The following is an 18700-nucleotide window of genomic DNA, read 5'->3' on the forward strand; positions in this document are numbered from 1 at the left end:
GGTGTCTACCAAACAGGGGTCAGGTCCCACTGTTGACGTCGGCAAGCACTGCGTGGACACCATAAAACGACAAACGGTGAACCCCAGGAGGTGGGATTCACCGTGGTGAGTGAGTGGGCAGATTATGCCATCTGCAGCGTGGTCACGCAGGTACCGCCTTCGTCAGAGGTATCCAGGGGAACCTCGCCGGTCTTGCCGTCCTGCTCGATGGTGATGGTGCCCTTCTTGTCGGCCGGCAGCCAGTAGCCAATGAAGCCGTTGTCGAACGTCGTGGTGTCTTCGTTGACTAGCTCATTTCCTTCGTCATCCGTGATGGTGACGTGGATGTCTTCCTGGCTGAGCTCACCGGTGCAGGTGGTCAGGGAGTGGTTGAAGCAGTCGTGCGTACGGGAGAGGTACGGCGCAATAGAGAGGTAGAACTTGTCCTCCGGCAGCGGCAGGGAGGCCTGACCCTGTTCAGTAGCGAGGATGAGCTCGTTCGGGCGCACGGATGCGAGGAGATCGCTATTGCGCTCGTCCTTGGACTGGCGGTCCAGCTTGTCCACGATTTCCTGGCCATCCAACCCTTCGAGATCGAACTCGGCGAGGATCTCCTCGGCAGGCACCTGTTGGATGTCGGTGCTGGAAGCGGCGCTTTTCGAGGCTTCACTCGGTACGGGGCTGTCAGTAGAGCAAGAGGACAGGGTGATGGCTGCGGCGCAGGCAGTGGTGAGGGCGATGAGGCGTTTCATAAGTCTTCCGAATGGGTCCGATTGTGTTTACTCAAGCCTATACCCCACCCGGGTATCTATCAATGGAATGAGAGAAGGATCATCTTTTCGTGCTACGCAGGTTAAACTCTCCCCTATGTCTGATACTTCGGCCGCAACTCTGCCGCCCTGCCCCGAATGCTCCTCTGAGTACACCTACGAGATGCCGCCGCTTATCGTCTGCCCGGAGTGTGCGCACGAGTTCTCCGCCGACTCTGCTGATGCTTCGGCCGCGGAAGGAAGCGAACCGACCATCGTCGACTCCGTGGGCAACGCGCTTGCTGACGGCGACACGGTCACCATCACCAAGACCCTAAAAGTCAAGGGCGCGCAGCAGCCGCTAAAAGCCGGCACGAAGGTGCGCGGCATCCGCTTGAACTTCGACGCCGGCACCGGCCAGGAAGACCACAACATTGATTGCCGGATTGATGGCTTCGGCGCGATGAAGCTCAAGCCTGCCGTGGTCAAGAAGGTTTAGTACTAAAACCTGCGTGGGCAGATCTGGAGGTACTACCTCTACCGCGAGCTAATAACCAGCATGACTCCCCACGACAGTTACGCTGAATTACATGATTACCGGCGCCCTCAAAAACAACGTCGACCGCATCTGGGACACCTTCTGGTCCGGCGGCATTTCCAACCCAGTCTCTGTCATCGAGCAGTTCACCTACCTGCTCTTCATCAAGGATTTGGACGAGCGTCAGGTCCAGATTGATAAGCGCCGAGCGTTAGGAGATCCCACCGCGACGGAAGACATTTTTGACGCCAGCCAACAGGATCTGCGGTGGCGCAACCTCATTGAGGACCGTGACATCGCCCGCCGCAAGGCCACCATCATCAACAAAGTTTTCCCCTTCATCAAAGAGATGGGCGGCACGGGCTTCCAAGAACACATGGCCAACGCCTCCTTTGAGATCGAATCTGAGGCCACGCTCTCGCGTGTTATGGAGCTCATTGACCAGCTGCACTTCTCCAACAAGGACATGAAGGGCGACTTGTATGAGTACATGCTGGACAAGCTGTCCACCTCGGGTACGAACGGCCAGTTCCGCACGACCAGCCACATTATCGAGCTCCTCGTCGCGCTCATGGAGCCCACACCACAGCAGCGCATCATCGACCCAGCGTGTGGCACTGCCGGGTTCCTGGTGGCTGCCAATGATTGGATTGCCCACCATCACCGCGCAGACCTGTTTAACAAGGACACGCGCACAACGTTTACCAATGAGGGCCTGACAGGCTTCGACTTTGACAAAACCATGGTGCGCATCGCGGCGATGAACATGTTCATGCACGGCTTTGAAGAACCCAACATTTCTTACCGCGATTCGCTGCAACAGCTGCCCACAACGTTCGATGAGGCCTTTGACCTTGTCCTGGCCAACCCGCCTTTTGCGGGCAGCCTGGATAAGGATGCCGTCGATCCCAAGCTCAAGTCGGTGACGACGGCCAAGAAGACGGAGATTCTTTTTGTCCACCGCTTCCTGCAGCTACTCAAGCCGGGCGGTCGCGCTGCGGTGATTGTCCCTGAAGGTGTCCTCTTCGGCTCTACCAAGGCGCACAAAGCCCTTCGCAAAACCTTGGTTGAGGATCAGCGCCTTGATGCGGTCATCAAACTGCCCTCCGGCGCATTCAAGCCCTACTCGGGCGTGTCCACCGCCGTCCTGTGCTTTACCCGCACGGACTCTGGCGGCACTGATGAGGTGTGGTTCTATGACGTCACCGCGGATGGCTACTCACTGGATGACAAGCGCATTCCGCTTCTTGACGCCCCTCTGCTCGGCCCCTCCCCTGCCTCACACATCCAGGACCTTAGCGATCCCGCGCTTGCCGAAGACCCCACACCCGTCACCCTTACCCAGGAACAACTCAAGCTCAATAACCTTCCGGACGTTGTCGCCCGTTGGCACTCCCGCACCACCGACGAGCGTGAGCGTGCCCGCACGGACTACTCCTTCACCGTGCCGAAAGACGAGATCGCCCAAACCGATTACGACCTCTCCATGAACCGCTACAAGGAGATCGTCCTCGAGGTAGAAGAAACCCGCGACCCGATGGAGATCATCGCCGAAATCGAAGAACTCGACCGCGACATCACCCAAGGCCTTGCCAACCTCAAGGCAATGCTTAGCGAGGGGAAATAGCATGGCTAGCAGGGCAAAGCATGACTGGCTGATGGTGCGATTAGGGGATGTGTGTCATCTGAAATATGGCAAAGCCCTTAAGAAAGAGGAACGTGTCGCAGGGGAGTTTCCAGTGTTTGGCTCTGCCGGTTCAGTTGGGAGCCATGTAGAGGCCAATTTTGTCGGGCCCGTCTCTGTAGTCGGCAGGAAGGGCAGTGCTGGATTCGTAGAGTGGTCCTCCGGAAACTGCTGGATTATTGATACGGCATTCGGTGTATTTCCGAAGTCTGAGGAACAGGTTGACTCTCGATGGCTGTACTGGCTACTAAAGGATTTGCGACTTGGACGGCTTCAAAAGCATGCGGCTGTTCCAGGGATCTCTAAGGCAGACGTGGTCGAAGAAAAGTTTCTTCTCCCTCCCCTCGACGAGCAGCGCCGTATCGCGGCGATTTTGGACGCTGTTGCAGAATCAATCGCTGCCGTGAAGTCTCAATTGGCAGAGTTGAGTGCAATTCCATTCTCGATGAGCAACCAAAAAACTCAACTAATTGCACTTAGCGAGCTGGTTGATATTCGTTCAAGTCAGGTTGATCCGACGAGCGAGCCGTATTTGACTATGCCGCATGTTGCACCAAATAATTTGTATTCGGGTTCGGACGAAATTGTGGGCGTTAAGTCCGCTGCAGAAGATGGGGTAACTAGTGGGAAGTACGCATTTAAATCAGGCGATATTCTTTATTCGAAGATTCGTCCATATCTGAACAAAGTCAGCGTTGCTGCATACGATGGTGTCTGCTCGGCGGACATGTATGCACTGGTTCCTAGAGACATTAAGCAGACTGATTGGATTGTTTGGCAGCTACGTTCAAGTCGCTTTTTGGCGTATGCCGCAGCTTCATCAGGGCGGGCTAGCATTCCTAAAATAAACCGCAAGACGCTGGGTGCTTTTAAGGTCCAAGTGGCCGATCCTACTGTTTTAGAACGGTTCAATCGCGAGCAGTCCACCAAGAAATCGTTGGCTGATTCTATGCGACGGAAGCTCAATCTCTTTCAAAAACTACAAGAATCCCTATCCACCCGCGCATTCCAAGGAGAGCTCTAATGGCTGTCGAAAGATGGGAAGCCTACTTGGTATCGGTGTTGGAAGCTCTTCACGTAAATGGAGCTGAGCTCCGACGTAGGGAGCTCATCGAGATAACTGCGTCCTATGCGGGCATTACTGACGAAGAGAGGCTTGAGACCATTGCGTCGGGGCAGTCGCGCTTTGAAAACCGTGTTGGGTGGGCGTTGACATTCCTTAAGAAGGCGAATGCCATTAGCTCGCCTGCGCGGGCGCGCTTTCAAATTACAGACTTTGGTCGTGATCTGTTGGCGCGCTACCCGGAAGGGATGACGGAAAAACAGCTTTTGGGAGAGATTGCGGGGACGGAAGCGGCACTAACGTGGCGGGGTCGGAATCGGGGAAGTAAGGCTGGGGACGATGTGGGTGTCGATAAGCGCAGCGGCCTTCCAGAATCCGAGAGTGAGCTGGATCCGGTAGAGCAGGTGGAAACCGGTGTGTCTCGCAACAATGAGTTTGTGGCTGGTGAGCTGCTTACTCGGTTACACGAGAATGAGCCGGCGTTCTTTGAGCAGGCAGTATTGGACTTGCTCATGGCTATGGGGTATGGCGGTACGCAGGGCAAGGCCACGCGCACACAGCTATCTAACGATGGCGGTATCGACGGGATTATCGACCAGGATGCGCTGGGGCTATCCCGTATTTATGTGCAGGCCAAGCGGTATGGGCTGGACAAGAGTATTGGGCGGCCGGATATTCAGGGGTTCGTGGGTGCACTGCAAGGCGCGCAGGCGGATCGCGGGGTGTTTCTGACTACGGCGAAGTTCTCTGTGAGTGCGCAGGAGTATGCGGATGCAGTGGCCTCACGCGTCGTTTTAATCGACGGGGATAGGCTGGCGGAACTGATGATCCGCTACGGCGTGGGTGTGCAGGTCAAGAGGACCGTGGCCCTAGTCGAGGTGGATGAGGATTACTTTGAGTAGTTCGGCGCTGTGTTTGCCCTTTCGAATATTTCGAATTACTCTATGATGGCCTCATGAATGAAGCACGGAATCGCCCTCACACGACTCTCCCGCCGCAAGACCTAGAAGCAATGCTCGACGTGAGCAGGTTCCTGGACCAACTGGAGGGACCTGCTGCGCTTGTGGGGCCCGACGGGCAGACGGTAAATCTACCCGAAGAAGCATTTAGCGTGCTGGCAGACGTTGTCTGGGCGATGAGGCAAGGAAAGGCCATTACTCTTGCGCCTGTAGACCAACTGCTCACAACGCAGGAAGCGGCCGATTTCCTGGGTATTAGTAGGCCGACTCTGGTGAAAAAACTTGAGGACGGGTCGATAGCGTTCGAGCGTCCCTCAGGAGGCAGGCATAGGAGAGTTCGGCTCGTTGACTTACTGCAGTACCGGGGTGAGCAGCGGACTGAACGTCGTAAAGCACTGCGAGAGCTAGCGTCTGAGGCCCAAGCTGCCGGGGCCTATGACGTAAATGCCGCAGACGCAGCTGACATTGCGCAGATCCTCAAGGATGCCCGTAAGGAAGTGGCAAAGAAGGCGCGGCGTGGCTAAGTTTTCGACTCTTTTGGGCGTGTATACGCGGGTGCTGAAATTTCGGGTTTAAAGCATCACAAGCGGTCTTCTCTATCCAGCAGGGAGACGACATCTCTCCCAGGTAGCAGAGAGTCCGTCTTGTTCGGCTGTGGAGCCGTAGTGGTCAGCGGGGAGTAGGGATCGGGGTTGTGGCTCAGGATTCCGGCAGCTACTAGTTGCTGCACTCGGCTATTGGGATATGAGATGGGAACAATCCGGGCAATGGGGCGATTGTGGTCGGTGATGGTCGTAGTCTTTCCGGTAATTGGTGAGCCTTTGAACAGCCAGCTGTAGAACAACGGAATAGTGCTGATCTTAGCGGCGTGTGAGGAAAGAACAAGGGGGAATCGGAGCATTTATCCAGGAACCGGAGTGATGGTGGTAGCTAGGTATAGGGCGGTGACTTAGAATTACTGGGATTAAGACGTATCCGATGCGAAACCATGTCCCTGGAGAACTCTATGGTGACCCCTACTCCCCCGTCTCCCCCGAATCCTGGGCGTAACTCTGTGCAGGGTGGGCCAGTCCGCAGCACTAACTTCGGCTTTGTGCGTTACGTCTGGCCCACGGCGTATGAGGAGTGCCTGAAGGTAGAGCGGTTCGTGGATGCGGACCCGGTGATTTCCTGCTTTTATGCGCGCAAGGTGTTGGAGCGGGTAGTGAACCACATCTGGGCGTTCCGGGGTCTGGGAGATACCGGCTACCTCAGCTTGGTGGAGATGACCAGGGACCGTGCATTCCTTCAGTGCGTGAAGAACGACACCATGCTGCGCAAGATGACCATCTTGCGCAAGAGCGGCAACGACGCCGCGCACGCCGACGACATGGAGGGCAAGCAAGCGCCGACCTCCCCGCAGAGGGCGCGGAAGGCGGCGGCGCACCTCTATGACCTCATGGCCTGGGCGGTGCGGTACCACTCGGCCAACCCTCAGGCCGCGCCGGGCCCGCGGGCGGCTTTTGATACTAACTTGTTGGGCCAGGCCGCAGCTGACTCTTCAGGCATTCACGTTGCCGGGCGCTCCCAAGCGCAGACCGCCGCGTACCTCAAAAAGCTGGCGCAGCAGGATGAGGAGCTAAAGAAAAGCCGGTTGCTGCTCGATGAGGCACAGGAAGCTGCGCGTGAAGCGGAGGAGAAGCGTCTTCGTGAGGCGGCCCAGTTCGAGCTCAAGCGGCGGAGCGCAGAGCTTCGGGCGAAGGCGGATCTGGCTGATGCGCAGGAAGAAGCCGAAGCAGAGCGCGAAGCAGCGCGGCAGGTGGAACAGGAGCTTGCCGCCAAGATTGAGGCCCTCCAGGAGCAGTTGGCTGAGCAACAAGCAGCCGCTGCAGAGCGCGCCGGGGTGGCAGCACCGTCGGCTGCGCCTTTGGCGATCAGCGAGGCCGAGACGCGCCGACAGCTCATTGACCCGATGCTCGAAGCAGCAGGGTTTAGTGATGATTCAGTCACTCGAGAACTCGAGTTACACGGTATGCCCAATCCCTCCGGCGTTGGCTACGCAGATTATGTCTTGTGGGATGATGACCGCACACCGCTGGCCGTCATCGAGGCGAAAAAGTCCATGGAGTCCATGAGCGTGGGCTCCCAACAAGTGAAGCTGTACGCGGACTGCATCGAGCGCGAATACGGAACGCGGCCGGTCATGTTGTGCACCAACGGCTATCACATTGACCTGATCGATGATGCCGCTAACCTTCCTGGATCCGGTGTGGGCTATCCCGCCCGCGAGGTCGAGGGCTTCCCCACCGCGCAGCAATTGCGCCGGATGATTGGGCGGCGCACCACGCGCGCTCTGTTGAGTGAGACGCCGGTTGATACGGATATTGCGGGTGGTGGCGCCCGCACCTACCAGCTTGAAGCCATCCGTGCGGTGACGGAGACGTTGGAGACGCGGAGGCGTCGCCAAGCATTGCTGGTTATGGCAACAGGAACTGGTAAGACGCGTGTGGCCGTGGCCACTGCCAAGCTGTTGCGTCAGGCCGGCTGGGTGGGCAAGGTGTTGTTCCTGGCGGACCGCACTGCCTTGGTCAACCAGGCGCACAAAGCCTTTGTGAGCATGTATGCGGAGTCCACACCCGTGAATCTCATCAAAAACCCTGAGCAGGTGGGTGATGTGTATGTGACCACCTACAACACCATGATGAACCTGATTGGGGATGACGGCGACACGCCGGCGAAGTTCGGTCCCTTCGACTTCGACCTCATCATCGTAGATGAGGCCCACCGCTCCGTATACAACCGCTTCAAGCGGATTTTGGAGTACTTCGATGCCTACGTGGTGGGGCTGACGGCGACGCCGAAGAGCGAGATTGACCATGACACGTATGCGCTCTTTGAGATGGAGGATAAGACCCCGTCCTTCGAGTACGGCCTCGATGAAGCCGTGGCAGACGGAAACCTTGTTCCCTTCAAGACGGCTCGGCAGGACTCACTCTTCCTGCGCCGGGGCATGTCTTATGACGAGCTTTCCCCCGAGGAGCAGCTGGCGTGGGACACGTCCGATTGGGGTACCGACGAGGACGGTGGGCGCCTAGATCCGCCCGGAGAGATTTCTTCGGCGGAGATCAACCGCTACCTGTTCAACAAGGACACCATTCGCAAGGTGCTGAAAACCGTGGTGGAGAATGGGATCCGCGTGGGCGGAGATCAATTGGGAAAGACCATCATCTTCGCCCGAACCCAACGTCACGCGGAACTTATCAAGCAGGTCTTTGACGCGACGTTTCCGGAGTATTCGCGCACGGGTGCCTCCGTGATCACCACTCACACGAAGTATGCGCAGTCAGCGCTGGACGAATTCGCAGATCCAGACGGGGACGTCAACATCGCGATTTCCGTGGACATGCTTGACACCGGCGTTGACGTGCCCGAGGTGGTCAACCTCGTCTTATTCAAACCCGTCTACTCCCCCACCAAGTTTTGGCAGATGGTGGGTCGAGGGACGCGATTGCGCCCGGACCTCTTCGGCCCGGGGATGGACAAGACGCACTTCCTCATCTTTGACTTCTGCGGCAACGTGGATGAGTTCTTTAAGGGTGAAGCCCGTGATTCGGCCACGGGCCGACCACGGTCGCTGTCGGAAAAGCTCTTTGATGCCCGCGTGGGGTTGCTTGCTCAGTTGGATAAGCACGCTACGGCCCCAGAGATGCGCGCCGAGCTTGCTGATTCCCTTCACGGCTCGGCGGCGTCTATACCGCTAGGCCACATCATGGTCCGCCCCAGCGACAAGGAAACCTTGTTGCGATACCGCGAACGCTCTGCGTGGGATGAGCTAAGTGAAGAGAAGGCTGAGCAGCTGCGCCGCCATATTGCGCACTTGCCGCTGGACACGATGAAGGACTCTGAGACAGCTAAGCGCTTTGACCTGGTGATTTTGAAGCTCCAAGTGGGCTTGCTCGACCACAGCCCGGAGTTCGCGGCACTGCGCGAACGAGTCGAGAGGATGGCGAATGACCTCATGGCCGTGAGTTCCACCATCCCCATGGTGGCCGAACGGCGGTCCTTCCTCGAGCGCGCGCTCGATCCGGAGTGGTGGAATAACGTGACGGTCGAGGACCTCGAGACCATCCGCATCGGCATGCGTTCGCTCATTCAGTTTGTGCCCAAGGGAAAGCGCAACGCCGTCACCCTCGACATCCAAGATGAGATGGGTGAGCTCACGATTGATGATGAGATGCCGGCGCGGCTGCCCGGCACCGGTTCCTACCCCACCCAACTGGAGCAACGCCTGCGCGAATTGCTGCAGGAGCATGCCAACGACCTGGCGATGATCAAATTGCGCAGTGCACGGACGCTTAACGCAGAGGACGTCACAGCGCTGGAGGCGATGGTAGCCCAGGCAGGCGGGGGAAGTGGGGGCTCCACGGAAAGCGTCGACAAGCTGCGTGAGCGCATGGGTGGGGACAGCATTCCTGCCTTCATCCGCCGCTTGGTGGGCCTTGACGAGGCGGCAGTCCGGGAGCAGTTTGCAGACCTGCTCAGTAATACGTCTTTCAATGCTGCCCAAATACGCTTTATCAAGATGCTGGTAGATGTGCTGGTTCACAACGGTGGTGTGGCCTACGAGGAGATCTTCCAGCCTCCCTTTGATGAAGAGGGTTCCGTCATCGACATTTTTCACAACAAAACCGACGTCATTGTGGATCTACGCAAGCGCCTTGAACGGATTGAAGCGACGGCGCAGGCTACCTAGCTACTACCGTGCCTCAGAACAGGAATACGGTCCGGCTGGGTCTAACTGGGGAGATGTCCGTGCGGTGACTACACTGTCTAACCATGACTAACCCGAGCGATAACACCACCCACCGCTACACGCCGGAGCTCGCCGCGCAGATTGAAAGTGCCTGGCAGCAGTACTGGAAGGATAACGGCACCTTTAATGCGCCGAACCCAGTTGGGCCGCTCGCGGAGGACGGTAAGGAACTTCCCGCGGAGAAGATGAACATCCAGGACATGTTCCCCTACCCGTCTGGCGCGGGTCTGCACGTAGGCCACCCGCTGGGTTATATCGCCACGGATACTTATGCCCGCTTTAACCGCATGCTGGGCAAGAACGTCCTGCACACGCTGGGCTATGACGCCTTTGGCCTGCCGGCTGAGCAGTACGCCATCCAGACTGGTACGCACCCGCGCACCACCACGGAGGCGAATATCAACAATATGCGCCGCCAGCTGGGCATGCTGGGTCTGGGCCACGATCCGCGCCGCTCGGTGGCCTCGACTGACCCGGAGTTTTATAAGTGGACGCAGTGGATCTTCCTGCAGATCTATAACTCCTGGTTTGATGAGGAGCAGCAGAAGGCACGCCCGATTTCTGAGCTCATCAAGGAACTTGAGGTGGGCAAGCGCACCACCAAGGATGGTCGCTACTACGCGGATCTGACCAAGGAAGAGCAGCGCCACGCGCTCGACGAATTCCGCCTGGTGTACCTGTCCAACTCCACCGTGAACTGGTGCCCGGGCCTGGGCACGGTGTTGGCCAACGAGGAGGTCACCGCGGAGGGCAAGTCCGAGCGCGGTAATTTCCCGGTCTTCCGCAAGAACCTGCGCCAGTGGATGATGCGCATTACCGCCTACTCCGACCGCCTGCTCGATGACCTGGAGCTTCTGGATTGGCCGGAGAAGGTCAAGTCCATGCAGCGCAACTGGATTGGCCGCTCCCGCGGCGCGGAGGTCACCTTCCACGCTGAGGGCTACAACATCGACGTCTTCACCACCCGCCCGGATACCCTCTTCGGCGCGGAGTACGTGGTGCTGGCCCCGGAGCACGAGCTTGTCGACGCCCTCCTCTCCCCCATCCCCTACGAGGATGATGTCGACGAGCGCTGGACCTTCGGCCACGATGATCCGAAGGAGGCCGTGGAGGCCTACCGTGCTTCCATCGCCGCGAAGTCCGATTTGGAGCGCCAGGAGAACAAGGAAAAGACCGGCGTCTTCCTGGGCACTTATGCCACCAACCCGGTCAACGGCAAGAAGGTCCCGATCTTCATCGCGGACTACGTCCTGACCGGCTACGGCACCGGCGCCATCATGGCGGTCCCGGCGCACGATACCCGTGACTACGAGTTCGCCACCGTCTTTGGCCTGCCCATTACGGAGGTCGTCGCTGGCGGCGACATCACCAAGGAGGCCTATACCGAGTCCGGCAAGGCCGTGAACTCCGCCAACGATTCCCTGGACATCAACGGCATGTCCAAGGACGAGGCCATCGCCGCCATCATCCCGTGGCTGGAGGAACAGGGCGTGGGCCGCGAGAAGATCCAGTACAAGCTGCGTGACTGGCTGTTTGCTCGCCAGCGCTACTGGGGTGAGCCCTTCCCCATCGTCTATGACGAGGCCGGCCAGGCCTACCCGCTGCCGGAGTCGATGCTGCCCATCGAGCTGCCAGAGGTAGAAGACTACAAGCCGGTGTCCTTCGACCCGGATGATGCCGATTCCTCCCCGCAGCCGCCGCTGGCCAAGGCCCGCGAGTGGGTTGAGGTGGAACTGGACCTGGGCCTGGGCGATGGCCCCAAGACCTACTACCGCGATACCAACGTCATGCCGCAGTGGGCAGGTTCTTCCTGGTACCAGCTGCGCTACATCGATCCGACGAATGACGAGATCTTCTGCAATATTGAGAACGAGCGCTACTGGACGGGCCCGCGCCCAGACGAGCACGGTGCCAACGACCCGGGTGGCGTTGACCTCTACGTCGGTGGCGTTGAGCACGCCGTGCTGCACCTGCTCTACTCGCGCTTCTGGCACAAGGTCCTCTTCGATCTGGGCTACGTGAGCTCCAAGGAGCCCTACCGCCGCCTCTACAACCAGGGCTACATCCAGGCCTACGCTTACACCGATTCCCGTGGCGTCTACGTCCCAGCCGCCGAGGTTGAGGAGAAGGATGGCAAGTTCTTCTACAACGGCGAAGAGGTTAACCAGGAGTACGGAAAGATGGGCAAGTCCCTGAAGAACGCCGTGGCCCCGGATGACATCTGCAACGAGTACGGTGCCGATACCCTGCGTGTTTACGAGATGTCGATGGGCCCGCTGGATACCTCCCGCCCGTGGGCAACAAAGGACGTCGTCGGTGCGCAGCGCTTCCTCCAGCGCCTGTGGCGCCTGGCTATCGATGAGAACTCCGGCGAGCTGTGCACGACGGACGCAGAGCTTTCCGAGGATGACCTGAAGCACCTCAACCGCACCATCGCCGGCGTGCGCGATGACTACGAGAACCTGCGCCTGAACACCGTGGTGGCCAAGCTCATCGAGTACGTGAACTACCTGACCAAGGCCTACCCGAAGGGCGCTCCGCGCGCCGCTGTGGAGCCCTTGGCCCAGCTGGTCTCCCCTGTCGCCCCGCACATCGCGGAAGAGCTGTGGAAGCGCTTCGGCCATGAAGAGACCATCACCTACGAGTCCTTCCCGGAGTTCGAAGAAAAGTACCTCGTCGACGACGAGATTGAGGTTCCGGTGCAGATCAACGGCAAGGTCAAGGCACGCGTGATGGTGCCTGCCGACGCTGACCAAGCCACCGTCGTGGGTATTGCCAAGGAAGATGAGCGCATCGCTGAGCTGACGGCGGGCAAGAACGTGGTCAAGGAGATCTACGTGCCGGGCCGCATGGTCAACCTGGTGGTCAAATAAAACCAACGGGCCCCGATAGATCAGGGCCCCAACTGCCCTAGTTGACGAAACCAGCGCCTTCCAGCGAATGATCGTGGGGAAAATCGTCAGTTAGGGCAGTTTTGCGCCTAGGCGTGTACCTTCGTCACTCCCCTCGCAGCGCGACGTCTGCGTGTTTCCATCGACATGCGGGAGGTAACTGACAAAGGGCGTCTGACAAAAGGCATCTGTCATAAGGCGTTTTCGCGGCCAAAAACGCCATTTACTCAGTGCAGATGGCGTTTTTAGACCCAAAGATGCCTTTTGCCAGATGCCTTTTGCAGGACGCCTTCCTGTCCTAGGCGGATTTAGCGTGGAACAACCCCACCCCACCGCCGAACAATACTAGGTAGCAGTGTCATTAGTGGCGTCTACAAGGTCGCGACTTGGAACTAGTCCAGCTCTTGGTTCAGCTCCTTGCGCACCTTGGTGATGATTTCGCCGAGGAAGCCTTGGCACCCATCGGTGATGTCAGGGAACGTGGAGTCATCCTCGAGAATGCCCAGCGTGAACAGCAGGTCGCGGGTGATGGCGTGCGTGTAGTCGTATTCCGGATTGAACTCCCACTCACCGCGCAATAGGTGGACTAGTTCGAAGGAGAGCTGAGGAATGCCCTCCGGTTCGGCGTAGGCATAAGGGATGTTGTTCATGATGACCTGCGTTGCCCAGAGCGGATCGCTCATGGCCTTGCGGCCATATTTGGTGAGCTTGATCTGCGTCGTTGTGGTCTTGAGCCAATCCAAGTCCGTGAGGAATCCGCGCAGGTTCAACAGCGGCTGGTGGTAGTCCTCGCGCTTGACGTCATCAAAATCATTGGGGCTATTCAGCCCTTCCTTGAGGCGCGCGACAGCCGCCTGCTTGAGGTAGCCGGCCCCGGTCAGGCGTGGATATTCCTCGATGACCTCGAGGTATTCGCGTATACGCTGGCCTACGTGGTGAGCGGTGGCGTCGTCAAGCGCCGGCAGCTCATAGTCGGGCCGCAGCTCCGGGTAGGCCTCGTGGATTTCCGCGCGCCATTCCTCCAGCATCTCCGAGGAGGGCACCGGGATGTCCTCGAAGGGTGTGGAGCGGAAAGGATCCAGGGGGAGATCCCCAGGCAGTGCGGGCTTGGTGCCGCCCTCCAGGTTGGCGGCCTCCGTGCCCATGGTGGCGAGGCGCTGCGCCACTGCCGGCGGGAAGAAGGTGGTGAGGCGCTGGTGGATTTGGTCCAGTGTGTAGTTGGGGAAGAGCGCGAAGATGCGCTCCATGCTCTCGGTAGGAACAGCCATGTAGGCCATAGTCGCCTGGACATCGAGGACTACCTTGAACATCGCCTCGGCACTGCCCAGCTCACTCATCAGATCGGGGCCCTCACCGGCGATGAGGGCTGGCAGCCCCATGACGACGCGCGAGGTGTCCGCCACGCTGATGCTGATATTCCATGCGCCGTCCGAGGGGTGGTAGTGCGCTACTTCCCGGAAGGTCTCGAAAAAGTCCTGGTCAATGATGGTGAGGACGTCGATCGGCGTGCCTTCCTCGCCCACGAGGATTCCCGGATGAGAGGGCTCAAGGCCGAGCGCGGCGTGGACAATGATCATCATCTCGCCCACGGTGAGTTCCGCGGGGGCGGCGACGAAGCGGGAGGTGGTGAAGAAGGGATTCTCCACGTCGATGCGGACGTTCCTAGCGAGGTTCATAGTGCCCGACAGTATTAGAAAACAGTGCTAGCCGCGCGCCAACGCTTCGCCCACGCGCTTGCCCGAGTGGATGCACCCGCCCAGGAAGGTGCCTTCCAGCGCATTTTTGCCGTGCATGCCGCCACCGCCGAAACCGGAGGCCTCGCCGCAGGCATAGAGGCCAGGCAGAACCGTACCGTCGGCGTTGAGGCACTGGCCGTCCAGGTTGGTCTCCAGGCCGCCGAGCGTCTTGCGGGTCAGGAACTTCAGGCGCACGGCGATGAGAGGGCCCTTGGAGTTATCGAGGATGCGGTGTGGGGGAGCAACGCGGATGAGCTTGTCGCCTAAGAAGCCGCGGGCCACGCGGAGATAGTTGACTTGGGCGTCCTTGCTGAAGGGATTATCCAGCTGGGAATCGCGATCTTCCAGAACTTTCCTAAGTTGGGTTACATCAATGGTGGGGGAGCCCTCCGGAGAGATTTCGTTCATTCCGGTGACGAGATCCTCCAGGTTGTCTTCCACGACCCAGTCGATACCGTTTTCCATGAAAGCTTTGACTGCCACGTGCGTGCCGGGGCCTAGCTTGCCGGCGAGCTTCTTGAATTCCTTATCCGTCAGATCCGGGTTCTGCTCTGAGCCGGAGAAAATGAACTCCTTATCCACGATGGCCTGGTTGAGCACGAACCAGGAGTAACCGTGCCCGGTCTGGCCAATGTGGGCCAAGGCCGCTAGGTTATCGGTGCCGGGGAAGAGGTTGGTGGGCAGGCGGTTGCCTTCGGCGTCGAGCCACAGTGCCGAGGGGCCGGGGATGATGCGGATGCCGTGGCCGGGCCAGATGGAGTTCCAGTTGGTCATGCCCTCGGTGTAGGCCCACATGCGGTCGGTGTTGACTACTGAGGCGCCGGCCTGCTGGGCGATGTCGATGCCGCGGCCGTCGACATGCGCGGGAACGCCCGTGACCAGTTCCTTCGGGCATTCGCCCCAGCGCTGAGTCGGCCACATGCGGCGGACCTTGTCCAGGTTGCCGCCGATGCCGCCGGTGGCGATGACGACGGCGGAGCCGCGCAGCTCGAAGTGCTTGACCACATCCCTCGAACTAGCCTCGCCGCGCGGCTGGCTGGTGGGGGAGAGGACGCTGCCGCGCACGCCGACGACGCGCGGGCTGCCAGCGTCGTCCTTGTCGACGACGAGCTCGTCCACGCGGTGGCGGAAATGGAATTCGACCTGGCCTTGTTCTTCTGCTTTAAGGAGCGGCTCGCGGAACACGCGCACGACCTCTGGGCCCGTGCCCCAGGTGAGGTGGAAGCGCGGCACGGAGTTACCGTGGCCGGAGGCATCGCCCGAACCGCGCTCGGCCCATCCGATGGTGGGCAGGACGTTGAGGCCCAAGGACTTGAGGTAGCCGCGCTTTTCATTAGCGGCGAAGCGTACGTATTCGCGGCCCCATTTTGCGCCCCAAAAATCGTGCCGGTCTTCCTCGGTCACCGGGTCATAGTCGGCGGAGTTGGCCCAGTCGCGCCAGGCCAATTCTTCGGAATCCTTGACACGCATCATCTTCTGCTCGGGGGAGTCGACATAAAACAGCCCGCCGAGGGACCAGAAGGCCTGGCCGCCTAGGTTGTTGCGGTTCTCTTGTTCGAGGAAGATGACGTGCTTGCCGCCCTTGAGGGCCTCATAGCCGGCGACCATGCCGGCGAGGCCGCTGCCGACGATGATGACGGAGCCAGTGGTTGAGGTAGTTTCTTTCATGACAGTAATGATAAAAGAAACCGGACTCGATTGTGTGACTTGGCTCGCACAGCATCATCTTTATGCCGAGGTTGTGGCCTAGGCGTAGGTCGTGTTGACCTTCTCCACGAGGGTGAGGACATCGTAGGTCGCCACGATCTCGTCCTCCTGGTTGTAGAGCACGGCGTCCCAGCAGACCTCGCCGTAGTCATCGGTCACGCGCGGGGTGATGCGCTTGGCGGTGAGCTCCACGCGGATGGAATCGTCGTAGGTCACCGGCGTGATGAAGCGCAGGTTCTCCAGGCCGTAGTTGGCCAGAACCGGGCCCGGTGCGGGCTCCACGAAGAGGCCGGCTGCCCAGGAGACCAGCAGGTAACCGTGTGCGACGCGGCGCGGGAAGAAGGGGTTGGCGGTGGCGGCTTCCTCATCGGTGTGGGCGTAGAAGGTATCGCCGGTCTTCTCCGCGAACTCGAGGATTTCCTCGAGGGAGACGTGGCGCAGATCGGAGGCGAACTGGTCACCAATCTGCAGAGTGGCCAGGTCCTTGCGGAAGGGGTGGGTACCCTGGCCGTTTTCCACGTCGGCGCGGGTCACGCGCTGCACGGCTGCGCCGCGGTGCCACTGGCCGGTAATGGCGGTGAGGTGGTCCGGGGTTCCCTGAACGGCGGTGCGCTGCATGTAGTGCAGGATGCCGCGCACACCACCCAGTTCTTCGCCGCCGCCGGCGCGGCCCGGGCCACCGTGGACGAGGTGCGGGAGGGGAGAGCCGTGGCCGGTAGACGTCTTCGCATCATCGCGGTCGAGGAAGTGCAGGCGGCCGTGATGGGCGGCGATGCCGAGTGCATACTCGCGTGCCAGCTGCGGGTCATGCGTAATAACGGAGGCAACCAGCGAGCCAGAGCCCAAGGCGGCGAGCTCGATGGCCTCGGCGGGGGAGTCGTAACCCAGGAAGGAGACGACGGGGCCGAAGGCCTCGGTGTCGTGGACAGCTGGGGCGCGGTTATCGGCAAAGCGCAGGATGGTGGGGTTAAAGAAGGCGCCCTCGGCCTCCTCGCCGCCGTAGATAATCTCACCGCCGCCTGCTTTGAGCTTCTCGACGGCTTCTGCGACGTCAGCTTTCTGATCCGCAGAGACCAGTGGGCCCATGGTGGCGGAAGCATCGCGCGGATCGCCCACGACCACCTTGTCGCTAAGGCGTGTGCTGAGGGCGTCAATGGTGGCGTCGACAAGCGCGTGCGGGACGATGGCGCGGCGGATGGCGGTGCACTTCTGACCCGCCTTCGAGGTCATCTCGCCGAAGACTGCCTTGACGAAGGCGTCGAACTCCGGGGAATCCGCGGTGACATCGGTGCCCAGAATGGCGGCGTTGAGGGAGTCCGCCTCCGCGCTGAACTGGATGCCGCCCTCGATGACGTTGCGGTGTGCGCGCAGGGTATTCGCAGTATCAGCAGAGCCAGTAAAGGCCACGTGATCGCGATAGTCCAGGTGATCCAACAGGTCGCGGGCGGAGCCGGAGATGAGCTGCAAGCTGCCCTCCGGCAGGATTCCGGAATCAATCATGAGGCGAACACACGCCGCGGTGATGTAGCCGGTCGGTGTCGCTGGCTTAACAATGGAGGGCACGCCCGCGATGAAGGCCGGGGCGAACTTCTCCAGCATGCCCCAGACGGGGAAGTTGAAGGCGTTGATCTGCACCGCAACGCCAGGGATCGAGGTGTAAATGTGGCGGCCAATGAAGGAGCCGTCCTTGGAAAAGACCTCCGCCTCACCATCCGGCATGACGGTGCAGTTGGGCATCTCGCGGCGGCCCTTCGAGGAGAAGGTGAACATGGTGGAAATGCCGCCGTCGATATCGACGAAATTATCGCGCTTGTTAGCGCCGGCCTTGTTGGCCAGTTCGTAGAGCTCTTCGCGGTGATCTTGGAGATAGATCGCCAGCTCCTTGAGCTTGAGGGCGCGCTCGTGGAAGGTGAGCTTCTGTAGCCCTTCGCGCCCGGTGCTGCGGGCGTAATCGATGGCGCCGGCGATGTCGAGGCCTTCGGCGCTAACTAGGGCGACGACATCCCCGGTGGAGGCGTCGTGCACGTCCGCAACGCGCGAAGGGTTGTCCGGGGTGAGCCACTGGCCGGAGAGATAGCTGGGGACGAGGGCTTCAGTCATAGCGAAAAGTTTGGCCTTTCCATTAGTTTCCGAACGGTTGGTCAGTAAATACAGGCTAGTATAGTCTGCGTCACATTTCTAGGATTAAGTAAGGAGCACGGCATGGCCGCAGAGGTATGGAAGATTCAGTTGGGTGAGCTGGACAAGAAGATGGGCGTAGAAATCCTGGAAGAGTCGGCTAAACGGGTGGTAGCAACCATGCCGGTGGAGGGCAATACCCAATCCTTCGGTCTGCTCCACGGCGGTGCCATGGCCTGCATCGCCGAGGCCGTCGGCAGCTGGGCGGCGGTGATTCATGCTTCGACGCTGGGCAAGGTCGCCGTGGGCGTGGACATCAATGCGACACACCACGCCTCCGGGCGCACCGGCCTGGTTACGGCGACGGCCACCGCCATCAAGCTGGGCAAGACGCTGTGCTCCCACGAGATCGTCATTACAGATGAGGAGGGGAGGAGGCTGTGCACGGCACGCATCACGAACGCGCTCGTTGACCCTAAGTAGG

Annotated in this window: 13 protein-coding genes; 8 read left to right on the forward strand and 5 right to left on the reverse strand. The window is 59.8% G+C overall.

Annotated elements, in window-relative coordinates; translation table 11 throughout:
• Positions 1-122: 122 nt before the first annotated feature.
• On the reverse strand, positions 123-731 hold the full coding sequence (locus HMPREF2993_RS07945; protein ID WP_070517622.1) for a CueP family metal-binding protein: 609 nt from the start codon (positions 729-731) through the stop codon (positions 123-125).
• Positions 732-846: 115 nt separating this feature from the next.
• Here HMPREF2993_RS07945 and HMPREF2993_RS07950 point away from each other — a divergent pair, with 115 nt between their 5' ends.
• From HMPREF2993_RS07950 to HMPREF2993_RS07970, 5 genes are all read left to right on the forward strand, one after another.
• On the forward strand, positions 847-1227 hold the full coding sequence (locus HMPREF2993_RS07950) for a zinc ribbon domain-containing protein YjdM (protein ID WP_070525139.1): 381 nt from the start codon (positions 847-849) through the stop codon (positions 1225-1227).
• 91 nt (positions 1228-1318) lie between these two features.
• Positions 1319-2893 (forward strand): type I restriction-modification system subunit M, encoded by a 1575-nt coding sequence (locus HMPREF2993_RS07955; protein ID WP_070701824.1) that lies wholly within the window; start codon positions 1319-1321, stop codon positions 2891-2893.
• Between the two features lies 1 nt (position 2894).
• Positions 2895-3974, forward strand: a complete 1080-nt coding sequence (locus HMPREF2993_RS07960) for a restriction endonuclease subunit S (RefSeq protein WP_070701826.1) — start codon at positions 2895-2897, stop codon at positions 3972-3974.
• Positions 3974-4915 (forward strand): restriction endonuclease, encoded by a 942-nt coding sequence (locus tag HMPREF2993_RS07965; protein WP_070701828.1) that lies wholly within the window; start codon positions 3974-3976, stop codon positions 4913-4915. Before HMPREF2993_RS07960 ends, HMPREF2993_RS07965 begins: the two co-directional genes overlap by 1 nt.
• 110 nt (positions 4916-5025) lie before the next feature.
• A complete protein-coding gene (locus HMPREF2993_RS07970; RefSeq protein ID WP_246822412.1) occupies positions 5026-5496 on the forward strand; it encodes an excisionase family DNA-binding protein in 471 nt (156 codons plus the stop codon).
• Between the two features lie 56 nt (positions 5497-5552).
• Here HMPREF2993_RS07970 and HMPREF2993_RS13485 read toward each other — a convergent pair whose 3' ends face one another.
• Entirely contained in the window at positions 5553-5873 is a 321-nt protein-coding gene (locus HMPREF2993_RS13485) for a type II toxin-antitoxin system Phd/YefM family antitoxin (RefSeq protein WP_141758283.1), read from the reverse strand.
• A 192-nt stretch (positions 5874-6065) separates the two neighbouring features.
• On the opposite strand from HMPREF2993_RS13485, the gene HMPREF2993_RS07975 reads away from it, so the two are divergent.
• Both HMPREF2993_RS07975 and leuS read left to right on the forward strand, forming a co-directional pair.
• A complete protein-coding gene (locus HMPREF2993_RS07975; RefSeq protein ID WP_070701899.1) occupies positions 6066-9704 on the forward strand; it encodes a type I restriction endonuclease subunit R in 3639 nt (1212 codons plus the stop codon).
• Between the two features lie 83 nt (positions 9705-9787).
• Positions 9788-12637 carry a leucine--tRNA ligase gene (gene leuS, locus HMPREF2993_RS07980; RefSeq protein WP_070701832.1) on the forward strand — a complete coding sequence of 950 codons (2850 nt, stop codon included), beginning with the start codon at positions 9788-9790 and terminating at the stop codon, positions 12635-12637.
• A 410-nt stretch (positions 12638-13047) separates the two neighbouring features.
• On the opposite strand, the gene HMPREF2993_RS07985 is transcribed toward leuS, so the two are convergent.
• From HMPREF2993_RS07985 to paaZ, 3 genes are all read right to left on the reverse strand, one after another.
• Positions 13048-14331 carry a hypothetical protein gene (locus HMPREF2993_RS07985; protein WP_070517321.1) on the reverse strand — a complete coding sequence of 428 codons (1284 nt, stop codon included), beginning with the start codon at positions 14329-14331 and terminating at the stop codon, positions 13048-13050.
• Positions 14332-14358: 27 nt separating this feature from the next.
• Entirely contained in the window at positions 14359-16059 is a 1701-nt protein-coding gene (locus HMPREF2993_RS07990; protein ID WP_070701834.1) for an FAD-binding dehydrogenase, read from the reverse strand.
• A 78-nt stretch (positions 16060-16137) separates the two neighbouring features.
• Positions 16138-18198: a phenylacetic acid degradation bifunctional protein PaaZ gene (paaZ, locus tag HMPREF2993_RS07995; protein WP_070701836.1), complete on the reverse strand. Its 2061-nt coding sequence runs from the start codon at positions 18196-18198 to the stop codon at positions 16138-16140.
• Between the two features lie 102 nt (positions 18199-18300).
• Here paaZ and HMPREF2993_RS08000 point away from each other — a divergent pair, with 102 nt between their 5' ends.
• Entirely contained in the window at positions 18301-18699 is a 399-nt protein-coding gene (locus tag HMPREF2993_RS08000) for a PaaI family thioesterase (RefSeq protein WP_070701838.1), read from the forward strand.
• Position 18700: the final 1 nt, after the last annotated feature.

The organism is Corynebacterium sp. HMSC068G04, from assembly GCF_001814885.1.
Taxonomy (GTDB): domain Bacteria; phylum Actinomycetota; class Actinomycetes; order Mycobacteriales; family Mycobacteriaceae; genus Corynebacterium; species Corynebacterium hiratae.